We start from the raw sequence: 11,811 nt of genomic DNA, 5'->3' as shown, positions 1-11,811 counted from the left end.
GCAGGGACGGCTTTTAGAAAAAATAACAATCGCGCCAGTACTCTATTTTATTTACAGGTGATTTATGACTTATGTGATTATTCATGCTCTTGCCCCGATTTTCGTCATTATGCTGCTGGGCTTCTGGGCCGGTAAAGCCGGGATGGTAGATAACAAAAATGTCTCCCTGCTCAATATCTTTGTAATGGATTTCGCCTTACCCGCCACGCTGTTTAGCGCGACGGTACAAACGCCGTGGGCCGGTATCGTCGCCCAGTCGCCGCTGGTGCTGGTGCTGACCGGCGCGATGTGGATCACCTACGCCGGGATCTACTTCCTTGCCACCAGCGTGTTCAAACGCACCCCGCAGGATGCCGCGGTGCTGACCCTCACCGTCGCGCTGCCGAACTACGCCGCGCTGGGCCTGCCGATCCTTGGCAGCGTGCTCGGCGAAGGCGCATCGACCTCGCTGTCGGTGGCGGTCTCTATCGCCTGCGGTTCGGTCCTGATGACCCCCTTCTGCCTGCTGATTCTGGAACGTGAAAAAGCCCGCGCCGCGGGGGAAAACACCGGTTCTACGCTGGCGATGCTGCCGGTGCTGATGTGGCGTTCGGTGAAAAAGCCGATCGTCTGGGGCCCGCTGCTCGGGGTGGTGCTTTCCGCTATCGGCATTAACATGCCGGACCTGCTGCTGGCCTCCATCAAACCGCTGGGCCTGGCCGCTACCGCAGCAGCGCTGTTCCTCACCGGGGTGATCCTCTCGGCGCGTAAACTGCAGATCAATGCGCTGATCGCCACCTCCACCCTCGTAAAACTGCTGGTACAGCCGTTTATCGCCTGGGGTCTGGTGATGCTGCTAGGTCTGCATGGCTCCATCGCGATTACCGCGATCCTGATGATTGCCCTGGCCGCCGGCTTCTTCGGCGTGGTGTTCGGCAACCGCTTCGGCGTGCAGTCCCCGGATGCTGAAGCCGTGCTGTTGTTGAGCTCGGTTCTGTGTATCCTGTCGTTACCGCTGTTTATCTCTTTGACTTCAGGACTGTAAACCATGTCATCAACGCCGCGTCCCCACGATTTAGTTTGGTTAAACCATGCCAGCGCCCTGGAAGATGTTGCCGAGCCGTGGGTGGTTCAGCAGTGGCGAGCCGCGCTGCCGGTGGTGGTGAGGCGCGACGTTGACGGCCAGGCCCGCATCCCGGTTGGGGTGCGGGGCATGAAGCGCGAGCAGCGCGCCGCCGGCTGGGTAGAGGCGCAGAATATCGTGCGCAGCGTCACCCCGGAGATGCTGGTGGAGCGCGAGCGCCTGCTGGGCTCTCCTTTTGTTTCGCAGCCGCCGGTGCAGGCGGCTATCGCCCTGACGCTGGACGACTGGCCCTGGCGCTGGGGCGTCACCGGCAGCACTGGCTACGCGCTGGCGACCGAAATCCCGGTACTCCATGCAGCAAGCGATTTGGATCTGCTGATCCGCGCGCCGCAGCCGCTGGCCCGCGAGGCGCTGCTGGAATGGCAGTCCCGGGTGGCCAAGCTCCCGTGCCGCGCCGATACCCAGGTCGAAACGCCGTACGGCGCCTTCGCCCTCAATGAGTGGCTACGCGATGGGCGGGCGCTGCTGAAAACGTCACATGGTGCGCGCTTAACTACTGCGCCGTGGCGCAGGGAGGAATGATGAAGATTTTGTTTACTTTTCCCGGACAGGGCGCCCAGCGTCCCAACATGCTGGCGGCTATCCCCGACCGCGAAGCGATCCTCAGCCAGGCGCGCGCCGTGCTGGGGGATGAAGTCGAGACTCTCGATAGCGCTGATGCGCTAAAACACACCCGTGCGGTCCAGCTCTGTCTGCTGATCGTCGGGGTAGCCTGGGCGCGCGAGCTACAGCGCCAGGGCGTTAATCCGCAGATGGTCAGCGGCCTCTCCATCGGCGCCTTTCCCGCAGCGGTCATTGCCGGCGCGCTCGATTTCGCCAGCGCGCTGCGGCTGGTAGCCCTGCGCGGCGATCTCATGGAACAGGCCTATCCTGAAGGTTACGGGCTGACGGCGATTATGGGCCTGACCCGCCCGCGGGTTGAGGCGCTGATGCAGGGCCACGAGGTCTATCTCGCCAACCTCAACGCCGAAACGCAGATTGTAATCGCCGGACGCGATGAAGCCATGGCCGAAGTGGCACAGCTGGCGCTGCAGGCGGGCGCCAGCAAGGCGCAGCGGCTGGCGGTCAGCGTGCCATCGCACTGTGCGCTGCTGGATAAACCCGCCGCAGCGCTGGCAAAAGCCTTTGCCAACCTGACCTTAACGCGCCCGCAGTGCGCCTATTTAAGCGGCTCGACAGCGCGCGTGCTGTGGGATCCGCAGCGGATCGCCGACGATCTGGCGATGAACATGGCGCGCACCGTCCACTGGCAGGAGGCGATGATCGCCGCCGATGAACGCGACGCGAGACTGGCAATCGAGATGCCGCCCGGCGGCGTGCTCACCTGCCTGACCCGCCAGGCGGGCTGGCGCGGGGAGACCCTTTCGCTGGAACGCAGCGGCGTGGACGTTGCCCGCCATCTGGCGCAGCGGCTTAACGAATAAGGCTCCGGGCGTACATCCTTCCTTCCGCCGCCAGCGCCAGCAGGTCGGCATCGCGCTCGCGATGGTGTGAATAGACAATCGAGATCAGCTGGCGCATCTGGTACGGTTCCGCCAGCTTTAACAGCTGTACATCTTTTTCATAGACTTTCTTCATTCGCCCCGGCAGCAGCGCAAACCCGACGCCCGCCTGCACCAGGCTAATCATCGAAAAGATGTCATTCACCCGGGTGACGATCTCCGGCTCGAAACCAGCGATATGGAATGCTTCCCGAAATCCGGCATAGGTGGCGAACCCCTCCGCCAGCGACACAAACTTGCGATCGGCGTAATCGCGCAGGTCGGCGAGTTGTGAGGCATCCAGCTGCTCCGTCGCCGGGGCGGCGAGAAAAATATCGTCCTCAAACAGCGGCACCACGTCGAAAGCGGTATTGTTGAACTCCCCTTCATTGGTGGCGATCAGGATAGCGTCGAGAGCGTCGTCTTCCAGCATATCCAGCAGCATCTGGTTAGAGCCCATGGTCAGATCCAGCTCCAGCTCAGGGCGCCGCAGCTTCATGCCCATGATAATGCGCGGGACGGTTTCCAGGGTCAGGGAATAAAGAGTGCCGATGCGCAGCCGCCCCTGGCCGACGCCGGCGACTTTGCGCGTCGCCTCAAGCCCCCGGCTCATCAGACTCATCACATCCTGACAATATTCCAGCAGTGTCCATGCTGCCTGCAGCGGCAGCAAATTGCGCCCTTTGTGAACAAACAGCGGGCAGCCCACCCCCTCTTCCAGCGTATGCAGCGCGCGGTGGACGCTGACGCTGCTAAGCTTCATCGCTTCGGCGGTTCTGGCGATATTGCCTTTCGCCATAAACATCATAAAGACCGACAACTTGCGGAAGGTGATCTCCTGGTTGATATCGTCTTGCATAGCCCTTCCACACTCCTGATTTGCTTTTCTTTTTCAATTCAAATCAGTATATCGTTTATGACGGCAAAGTTGCAGGCAGAGCGCGGCGCAGGCGGGGAATTGACGCAAAAAAGGGAAGACCGTGGTCTTCCCTTTTGTTCACTTTCAAGTTTGCTTTTACAGCGCCATATCATGCTGCGGCGAGGCGTCGCGCTGAGGCTCAACCGGCTTCGCGGTCGCGGTGGGCGCAGCCGCTGGCATCTGGATCACCGGCGGTTTCGTCAGTTGCAGGGTCGCGGCGGTATCATCCCAAACCTGCTGGGTCAGCGCCACGTTGCCGTTCAGCTTCTGGCCGTAGCTCGGCACGATCTGGTGGATACGGGTCTGCCACTCCGGCGAGTTAAACTGCGTCGGGAACATCTGCTTGAGCACATTGAGGGTGATCGGCGCAGCGGTGGAAGCCCCCGGCGACGCGCCAAGCAGCGCGGAAATGGTTTTCTGCTGATCGACCACCACTTCGGTGCCCAGTTTCAACACGCCGCCCTTCTCTGCGTCTTTCTTAATGATCTGCACGCGCTGGCCGGCCTGGATCAGCTTCCAGTCCTCTTTACGCGCGTCAGGGTAGTACTCTTTCAGCGCGGCGAAGCGGTCATCATCGCTGAGCATCACCTGGCTGACGAGATATTTCACCAGATCGAAGTTGTCGAGACCGACGTGGGTCATCGGCAGCACGTTGTCAGTGGTAGTGGTGCTCAACAGGTCGAAGAAGGAACCGTTTTTCAGGAACTTGGTCGAGAAGGTGGCGAAAGGCCCAAACAGCACCACGCGCTTGCCATCGAGGTAGCGGGCGTCAAGGTGCGGTACCGACATCGGTGGTGCGCCGACCGAAGCCTGGCCATACACTTTCTCGAGGTGCTGCGCGGTGACCGCCGGGTTCTCGGTCATCAGGAACGAACCACCCACCGGGAAGCCAGCATAGTTGTCCGCTTCCGGAATACCGGTTTTTTGCAGCAGCTTCAGCGCACCGCCGCCGGCGCCAATAAAGACGTATTTCGCATCGATGGTCTGCGCCTCGCCGCTCTGCACGTTCTTAATGGTCACGTGCCAGGAGTTATCGGCATTGCGTTTGAAATCGGTGACCTCAGAGGAGGTTTGCAGGGTGAAATGGCTGTTTTTCTTCAGGCTGCCGATCAGCTGCCGGGTGATTTCGCCATAGTTAACGTCGGTACCCACCGGCGTCCAGGTGGCAGCCACTTTCTGCTGCGGATCGCGGCCTTCCATCACCAGCGGCGCCCACTGTTTAATTTGCGCGTGGTCGGTGGAGAATTTCATCCCCTGGAATAAGGTGGTCTGCTGCAGCGCGGTATAACGCTTCTGCAGATAGTCGACATTATCGCCCCAGACGAAACTCATATGCGGCGTGGAATTAATAAAGGAGTGCGGGTCGTGCAAAATACCGCGCTTCACCTGTGCCGACCAGAACTGACGGGAAATCATGAACTGTTCGTTAATATCCAGCGCTTTGCTGACGTCAATCGATCCGTCCGCCCGCTCCGGCGTATAGTTCAGCTCCATATTCGCCGAGTGACCGGTACCGGCATTATTCCAGCCGTTGGAGGATTCCAGGGCCACGCCGTCCAGTTTCTCCACCATCGTCAGGTTCCAGTCCGGCTGCAGCGCCTGCAGCCAGGTGCCAAGCGAGGCGCTCATGATCCCGCCGCCAATCAGCAGGAAGTCGGTTTTTTTAGAGGTATCCGCTTCAGCATGCGTCGCCGCGCTGACGAACATCGCTAATGCGGTAAAGGAAATAATCGTTTTTTTCATTGCAGGCATAATAGAATTATCACGTAGCACACGGTAATAAGAGGCAGCATATTAATGCACTTTTACTTTATTTTAAAATATCATTTACACTCTCGCATTTTTAATCAAATAATTATTTAACTTAAAAAATCAGAGCGGCACTAAAAAATAAGCGTCGGCGTAAAATCTCACTGAAAATTCAGCGCAATTACCGGAATAAATAGAAGAGAGGAATTTCTTTAGTTAATAAAGTGCAGGCGCGCATACCGTTTGTGCGCGCCTGGCTAAAAGCTTAATGGGCGGGAGTGACAGCGCTGCGCTGGGCTTCGCGCAGGGCGAGACGCAGATGATCGTGATGTTTGGTCAGCAGCTCCCGCGCGTGCCAGGCGTCCAGCCCGCTGAGCAGCATCAGGATGGCGGTGCGGCAATGGTGGTGGCAGCTGGTCAGCGCGGCTTTCGCTTCGCTGCGCGTGCAGTCGGTGGCCGCCATGACAATCGCCACCTGCCGCTCCGCCCAGTGTGGACTGTCAGCCTGCAGATCCACTCGCAGGTTGCTGTACACCCGGCCGTCACGGATAGCGAGGCCCGTCGACACCATGTTAAGGATCTGCCGCTGGGCCAGCCGGGCCTTCGGATTGGTCAAGCCCGCCACCGCTTCCGGCCCGGTTTGCGGAGCAATAATTATATCCGCCAGCTGCGCCGCCTCGCTGGCCGCCTGCTGAGTCACCACCGCGATCGGAGCCCCCAGCGACCAGGCGTGGCGCATCGCCCCCCAGACCCATGGGGTCTTGCCGCTAACGGTAAGCGCCAGCAGCATATCGTGGCTGGAAAAGTCCAGCGACTGCAGCTCGAAGGCGCCTAGATCGTAATTATTCGCCGCGGTCTCCCGCTCGGCCATCGCCGGCGTCTGCCCACCTGCAATCAGCCCCACCAGCGCGTGTTTGCCTTCCGGAGAGTAGTCGCTGACCGCCTGGACAGCCGTGCGGCCTGATTCCCCGGCGCCGATAATAACCAGACGCCCTCCCCGGCTCATTGTCGCGGTGGCAATATCAATCAACCGGGCGATATCCGGCAAACAGGCGCCAACCGCCTCCGATATCTGCTTATCATCCTGATGCAGCATCGCCAGCATGTCGGCGGTGGCGAGGCGATCGATGTGGGTGGTATCCGGGTGACGACGTGCCTGCATTGACGCGGTTAGCGAACTGCTCATAACAACCTCCATTTACGACAGAAAAAGCGCATCTCGGCGAAATCAGCGGCCTGATGCATATCCTTATATTCATCAGGACTATTTAACCTCTGTCGCCACTATAAGGGGAATCTTCCGCGCTTTACCGCCGTCGGGGTCACAGTTTACCGTCCCGATCGCCCATTCACGGGCAATTGCCGATTATCTGAACAATCCTGTCTCAGCTCTCATCTTCGCCGTCCGCCTGCATGGCCAGCCAGAAAGATTGTTGACAAAGGTTATAAAATTGTTTGCGCATTGGCTGCACCACCAGGCCGGCGCTATCGATAACCTGCCACTCGATCCAGCACTCCGGGCAGGAGGCGGCATCCTGTTGCGGAAGTTCGAGTTCGTAGCGGTGCTGGATCATCATGCAATACATTGAAATCATCCTACTGATAAATAAGATTAAAAATCACAATACAGATACGTTTGAGCTTCATTGCAATACGCATTGCAATACACGGTTGCGGGGAGATTTCAAAAGATGAATGCTGCGAAGGATGGAAATTTGGGAACTAGGTGGTGAATAGCACAACAAAAAATCAGAATTCTACTAGCTTAAAATGATGCAAAAAGCATTCGTGGCATCGCAAGCGCTGTACAATTCGTTCTATAATGAAGAAAATTTCTAACAGACTTTATCATTCAAAGGTGGAGGAGATGACAGCAATGCAACATGCATCACGCTCATACTTGAATTGTAAAGCTATCGTTAGAATCACAGCCTTTTTGTTCCGCTGATCTAACGATAAAACTAGTGGTAAAAGGTGTATTTTTTAATTTTTCAGACGCTGGCGCGGGGTAATTAAAATGAAATTTGTAAATATACGGTCATCCGAGTTGCCTGAAATAGATACCTTTGTAAAAGAATGTATCAACCAAGGACAATGGACTCTTTTCAAGGCCGAGAAGGGTGCAGTTAATGACAATAAAGTTGCTTTTTTTCTAAAGGCTGGCAAAGATTTCTTTGCATTAAATAACAGAGGAAGTGTTATCTCTGTATTTCAATCATTAGATTATAATCTTGAAATGAATGAGGTAATTCATTTTTCAGATATTCCTAAACCTGAATCGTTGAGCAATATTGCTAGCTTAGGATTTGCTAGAGTTTAATATATAAGGATATGTACGATGGGATTAATATCTGGAAATACACATTGGGTATTATTTTTACCTTGTGAGCACCAACCAGAAGATCGCCATGTTCAAGATTTAGTTCATGGCGTCTTTTGCTTAGAATCCTCAGGTATACAGCCATCTAATATTAGCATATATATTGATGGCCAAAATAGAGCCAACTTTAATAAGTTAATTTCGATTGCAACCCAACATAATTATACTATCAAGCCTACATCAGAATTTTTCACCGACTGCGATACAAATAGTTATGAAAATCTAGTTATGTTTGTGACCGGACACGGAAGTATGAATGGTTTGGACTCTGCGCCGATCATAACCCCATACCGTTTATTGGACAGGTTAAAAAACACTCCTGTTCTCAAGCAAGCAATCGTTTATCTTGGTCAATGTTTCGCTGGTGTTTTCAACTACTTACCTGCTGGGCAGCGTAAGAGAGGTGAAGATGCCGACCCCGATGTCATTCTTATCGGGGCTACGAGTCTTCATGAAAGTTTGAGTAATCCGACAACGGAAAATATTAATGGTATAGATTTTCCTTGGGTTGCAAATCAATTTTTATATCATGTATTTAAGTGGATATCATCCCCGAATGATATCGATGGGGATGGAAAACATACAGTAATTGACTCTTATAAGTATGCTGGAATCTCATCAAACATGACCAATCGTAGAATGAAGATAGGTTCTTTTGTAGCTTCGGTAGACTTGCATGAGCAATGGAATACTGCAAAAAAAGATCATGAAGCTAACTTGGCTGATCCACAAAAACTACTCCGTTATAGAGCATTAGATCAGCAATACTATGAAAAACTGAACATTAACTATATTCATCAAGAGTGCTGGATATTAAATTCTGTACCTGCACAATCTGTTGAATTCTAATCGTTTACTTTTTTGAATAGATTGCTGCAAGTGCCGTTTTGAGGCCGTAATTTCGGCACTTGCAACTGCTACCAGAAATAGGGCGAACGTTTGACAAACGTTTAGCTATAGTCTGCCGATGAAATCCAGTCACTTCCGCCAACTCACTTAAATTTAGAACTATCTTTTTCATCATAATTACCCTTCAGATGTCGAACAAATAACATACAATCCATCATCTTTTCCACTTTTATAAAGTTTTACCTAATAAAATTCAGTTAGTTAGCGAATGATGATGATGTCTATAAAATTCAAAAACCAGCCGTTTCCCGCGAGCGCGCCGCCCCGTGGAATGTCGCCCCGCCCGGAGGACCCACAAGAAATGGGCAGCCGTGGCCGCCCCTCTGCTCTTATGCCCCACTCGATTTGACCAGCCCGCGGTAGTCCAGCGCAGCCACACCTGCATCGATGCGCACCTTCCAGGCGATACCATCAACGGTGAAGCCCTCCTGCTGCTCAAGATATGGCGTATCCATCCCGTCGAGATAAGCCACCTCGATAGTGTCTGTGCCCTGTGCCGCCGCAACATACCACTGCTTGTTGTCTGACTTATCCAGTCGAGGCTCAACCACAACCTGAGCCATATCTTTTACCACGTTAATGATGCCAGAGTTCTGGTTCAGTGTGCCGTCCTGATCCACCGGGAACAGCGAGGAAGATGAAAGCACCGCGCGATTGGCTGCCCCTTCCAGCGCCGCAGGAACGAGAATATAGGCAGGAATGACATTGATCGGATCGCCGTTCGCGTCTTCCTGCAGGCGCATAGCCTTACGGGCTTCATTAAGTCCGTCAGTATCCATCCCTTTAGCGATGAGGTTTTTATGGTCGGCATGGAATAGCGGCTTACCGTCTGTAAACTTGCTGTTCGCAGTCAGGTTCAGATAGACCAGATTCCCTACAGTACGCGCAGCAGCACGGCCCATAGCCTGAGGAACGGTCGTCAGTTGGCTCAAATCGTCATTGATGATGGCCTGGCGGGTAATGGAGAAGATATTGCCATACGTCGCAAGCGCGATAGGTACGCCGCTGTCACTGGTAGTGACATATTTGTATTCAGCCCCCTCTGGCACCTTTTCCAGCTCAGAAAAGCCGTTCAGCCCAACGCGCTTGGCTTCATGGAAGTTGGATAGCGAGCCGGTTTTCGTCCACTGCTGGAAAGTTTCACCGCTGTTCTGCCAGCCTGTGAGTACGGACTTTTCAGCCCCACCAGCAAGGATTTGGGAAAAGTCGCTGGTACTGTGCGTAAAGGCCAGATTCACAATCTGTGAGCGGTTGCCAAATCAGCTGATGCTGATGCCACGCTCCACCAGCGATGCCTGAGCCATTTCAAACAGGCTCATCATTGCATATGGGTTTCCACGCTCCGCGCGTTCATGGCCCAGACGGGCATTTAACCCCTGTCGAATACCGTCACCCACGATGTTACCGTTGCCCACATAAACATGGGAAAAAGAGTTTTTGTTGGATGGTGTGGCATTTCGCCCTATTTCAGCCAGCAGCAGGTCTTTTGCTTTATCCGGTGTACAGTCGGCATCTTCTAGGCATTGCATTTTCAGCGCATCATGCTTGCCGCCAAACATGGCAAACAAATCTTTAATACCGTTGATACGGTTCTGTTCCGGCACAACTGAACCAGTAGAGCCTTTAGGCTGGGTGATCATCCCTTTGATGTTTTCGGGCATATGTTCAAAATCCTCAATTCGTTTTGATTCGATGCGAGCCATCGCACTGACGGCCGGCAGTAACTCATCCGCAAATCCCTGCGCCACACATTCTCTACCATCCATCCAGGTCTCCTCCTCCAGCAGAGACGCCAGTACCTCAGCAGACTTACCTGTTTTACGTGCGTAGGCGGGGATCAGGACGTTTTCCACCTTGTCCAGCAACTCGGCATAGTCACGCATGTCATTGGCATTTCCACCGGAAATGCCCCACGGCTTGTGAATCATCATGAGGGCATTTTCCGGCATGACGATACGATCACCCGCCATTGCAATAACGGATGCCATAGAAGCTGCCAGCCCATCGATATACACCGTGATTTTTGCCGGGTGTTTATTCAGGAGGTTGTAGATAGCGATGCCGTCAAATACGTCACCGCCGGGTGAGTGGACGTGAAGGCTGATATGGGAAATATCGCCCAGGGCTTTCAGATCCTCAGAGAACTGCTGAGCAGTGATGCCCCAGCCGCCGATCTCCTCGTAAATACTGATATTGGCGCTGGTGGCATCGCTGGCTGCTTTGATGGTGTACCAGCATTTCATACCCAACCTCCCAGCGTCTGGTAATGCCAGTAGTTGACGCTGCTGCGCACAATCTGACCTTTAGTGGGTACAGGCATTTCAGGGTGATTTTTGCGAATGAACGCCTGGTAGCCCTCGATTTTCTTCATGGTTTCCGCATCGATATGAACCGTACCGCCTTTATCGTGCTGCTTATTGTTTCGTTCTGCCATCTTCTTACCCTTATCGTGTTTGATGGTACACGCACAATCATTGATCACTAAAAGTGGTTAGTAAACTGATTTCTATGAGAAAAATAGATTTATGGTTTTTATCAGGTTTTGTATCTTCTAAGTAATCGTTACCATAGACGAAGGGGAAGAAATGGAACTCACTTATGATCAAAAGGTTTTGCTGAACAATGCCGCAAAAAGGTCTTTCAGAGACATGGCCGATCAAGATTATCTAACCGCACGTGTCTGCTTTAAAAATAATCTTCCATTCCAATTTTTATGGATGTCTCAACAAGCAATTGAGAAATATATAAAATGCATTCTTCTTTTCAACAAAGTTCCAGTCTTAAAAATCGGACATAATCTTGTTAAAGGGATAGAAGCTATTAATGCCATTCCGTATCTGAAACTAGATTTAAGTGATAAAAGTATCGATTTCATAAAATACCTAAATGACCAAGGCCCAAATAGATATTTCCAAAAAGTCATGTACACAAGGGGATTAGAAATCATCACCTTAGACAGAGCCGTATGGGAATTGCGGCGATACTGTCGCTTGTTGGACTACCAATTAAAAACACCTAAAGGTGAAGTGATAGATATGCTTGAAGTAGAATTACGGACAATTCGGCACACAAGGAACGTTCCGCCACATAAACACAAAATTGTCGGTGGATATTTAGAGAAACTGACCTGCCCCCACGATTAGATACAACACTCAGTTAGTAACGTCGGAATCTTCATTCTCAGAATGACCCTTTCTCCAGCCCGCTGCAAATTCAGACGGTGTCTGATAATTCAGCGTGGAGTGCGGGC

At 53.1% G+C, this 11,811-nt stretch carries 11 protein-coding genes and 1 pseudogene; 6 read left to right on the top strand and 6 right to left on the bottom strand.

Features of this window, described 5'->3' with window-relative positions; genetic code table 11:
- The first annotated feature begins 64 nt into the window (after positions 1-64).
- The 3 genes from MKS11_RS03915 to mdcH are packed head-to-tail and all read left to right on the top strand — an operon-like array spanning position 65 to position 2,547.
- Positions 65-1,024: an AEC family transporter gene (locus MKS11_RS03915; RefSeq protein ID WP_032455991.1), complete on the top strand. Its 960-nt coding sequence runs from the start codon at positions 65-67 to the stop codon at positions 1,022-1,024.
- 3 nt (positions 1,025-1,027) lie between these two features.
- On the top strand, positions 1,028-1,645 hold the full coding sequence (locus MKS11_RS03910) for a malonate decarboxylase holo-ACP synthase (protein ID WP_087771708.1): 618 nt from the start codon (positions 1,028-1,030) through the stop codon (positions 1,643-1,645).
- Positions 1,645-2,547, top strand: a complete 903-nt coding sequence (gene mdcH, locus MKS11_RS03905) for a malonate decarboxylase subunit epsilon (protein WP_064187270.1) — start codon at positions 1,645-1,647, stop codon at positions 2,545-2,547. The genes MKS11_RS03910 and mdcH overlap by 1 nt, the downstream gene beginning before the upstream one ends.
- Here the strand turns inward: mdcH and MKS11_RS03900 are convergent.
- From MKS11_RS03900 to MKS11_RS03885, 4 genes are all read right to left on the bottom strand, one after another.
- Positions 2,537-3,463, bottom strand: coding sequence for a LysR substrate-binding domain-containing protein (locus tag MKS11_RS03900; protein ID WP_004206070.1), 927 nt, complete (start codon positions 3,461-3,463; stop codon positions 2,537-2,539). The two genes, mdcH and MKS11_RS03900, sit on opposite strands and share 11 nt — an antisense overlap.
- 156 nt (positions 3,464-3,619) lie before the next feature.
- On the bottom strand, positions 3,620-5,230 hold the full coding sequence (gene mqo / locus MKS11_RS03895) for a malate dehydrogenase (quinone) (RefSeq protein WP_228958665.1): 1,611 nt from the start codon (positions 5,228-5,230) through the stop codon (positions 3,620-3,622).
- Positions 5,231-5,537: 307 nt separating this feature from the next.
- The gene (locus tag MKS11_RS03890; protein ID WP_048324078.1) at positions 5,538-6,458 is read right to left on the bottom strand and encodes an N-acetylmuramic acid 6-phosphate etherase; all 921 of its coding nucleotides are present in this window, start codon (positions 6,456-6,458) and stop codon (positions 5,538-5,540) included.
- A gap of 199 nt (positions 6,459-6,657) precedes the next feature.
- Positions 6,658-6,849 (bottom strand): hypothetical protein, encoded by a 192-nt coding sequence (locus MKS11_RS03885; RefSeq protein ID WP_176377276.1) that lies wholly within the window; start codon positions 6,847-6,849, stop codon positions 6,658-6,660.
- A 440-nt stretch (positions 6,850-7,289) separates the two neighbouring features.
- Here MKS11_RS03885 and MKS11_RS03880 point away from each other — a divergent pair, with 440 nt between their 5' ends.
- Both MKS11_RS03880 and MKS11_RS03875 read left to right on the top strand, forming a co-directional pair.
- Positions 7,290-7,592 carry a hypothetical protein gene (locus MKS11_RS03880; protein WP_000673879.1) on the top strand — a complete coding sequence of 101 codons (303 nt, stop codon included), beginning with the start codon at positions 7,290-7,292 and terminating at the stop codon, positions 7,590-7,592.
- 18 nt (positions 7,593-7,610) lie between these two features.
- Entirely contained in the window at positions 7,611-8,501 is an 891-nt protein-coding gene (locus MKS11_RS03875) for a hypothetical protein (RefSeq protein ID WP_000522986.1), read from the top strand.
- A 389-nt stretch (positions 8,502-8,890) separates the two neighbouring features.
- Here MKS11_RS03875 and MKS11_RS03870 read toward each other — a convergent pair.
- Positions 8,891-10,804, bottom strand: a pseudogene (locus tag MKS11_RS03870) (ClpP-like prohead protease/major capsid protein fusion protein).
- Positions 10,801-10,995 carry a hypothetical protein gene (locus MKS11_RS03865; protein WP_087771704.1) on the bottom strand — a complete coding sequence of 65 codons (195 nt, stop codon included), beginning with the start codon at positions 10,993-10,995 and terminating at the stop codon, positions 10,801-10,803. The pseudogene MKS11_RS03870 and the gene MKS11_RS03865 overlap by 4 nt, the downstream one beginning before the upstream one ends.
- Before the next feature lie 151 nt (positions 10,996-11,146).
- Here MKS11_RS03865 and MKS11_RS03860 point away from each other — a divergent pair, with 151 nt between their 5' ends.
- Positions 11,147-11,704 (top strand): HEPN domain-containing protein, encoded by a 558-nt coding sequence (locus MKS11_RS03860; RefSeq protein ID WP_284109378.1) that lies wholly within the window; start codon positions 11,147-11,149, stop codon positions 11,702-11,704.
- Positions 11,705-11,811 lie beyond the last annotated feature (107 nt).

Origin of the sequence: Klebsiella sp. K5-45 (assembly GCF_030128605.1) — a bacterium.
GTDB classification, from domain to species: Bacteria; Pseudomonadota; Gammaproteobacteria; order Enterobacterales; family Enterobacteriaceae; genus Klebsiella; species Klebsiella quasipneumoniae.
The sequence above is the reverse complement of the archived record's forward strand: the minus strand, read 5'-3'. Positions and strand labels throughout refer to the sequence as shown.

Bases quoted from the DNA above. Each gene is read 5' to 3' on its own strand.
- MKS11_RS03915 (WP_032455991.1), top strand. From the start codon at position 65: ATGACTTATGTGATTATTCATGCTCTTGCCCCGATTTTCGTCATTATG.
- MKS11_RS03910 (WP_087771708.1), top strand. From the start codon at position 1,028: ATGTCATCAACGCCGCGTCCCCACGATTTAGTTTGGTTAAACCATGCC.
- mdcH (WP_064187270.1), top strand. From the start codon at position 1,645: ATGAAGATTTTGTTTACTTTTCCCGGACAGGGCGCCCAGCGTCCCAAC.
- MKS11_RS03900 (WP_004206070.1), bottom strand. From the start codon at position 3,463: ATGCAAGACGATATCAACCAGGAGATCACCTTCCGCAAGTTGTCGGTC.
- mqo (WP_228958665.1), bottom strand. From the start codon at position 5,230: ATGTTCGTCAGCGCGGCGACGCATGCTGAAGCGGATACCTCTAAAAAA.
- MKS11_RS03890 (WP_048324078.1), bottom strand. From the start codon at position 6,458: ATGAGCAGTTCGCTAACCGCGTCAATGCAGGCACGTCGTCACCCGGAT.
- MKS11_RS03885 (WP_176377276.1), bottom strand. From the start codon at position 6,849: ATGATGATCCAGCACCGCTACGAACTCGAACTTCCGCAACAGGATGCC.
- MKS11_RS03880 (WP_000673879.1), top strand. From the start codon at position 7,290: ATGAAATTTGTAAATATACGGTCATCCGAGTTGCCTGAAATAGATACC.
- MKS11_RS03875 (WP_000522986.1), top strand. From the start codon at position 7,611: ATGGGATTAATATCTGGAAATACACATTGGGTATTATTTTTACCTTGT.
- MKS11_RS03865 (WP_087771704.1), bottom strand. From the start codon at position 10,995: ATGGCAGAACGAAACAATAAGCAGCACGATAAAGGCGGTACGGTTCAT.
- MKS11_RS03860 (WP_284109378.1), top strand. From the start codon at position 11,147: ATGGAACTCACTTATGATCAAAAGGTTTTGCTGAACAATGCCGCAAAA.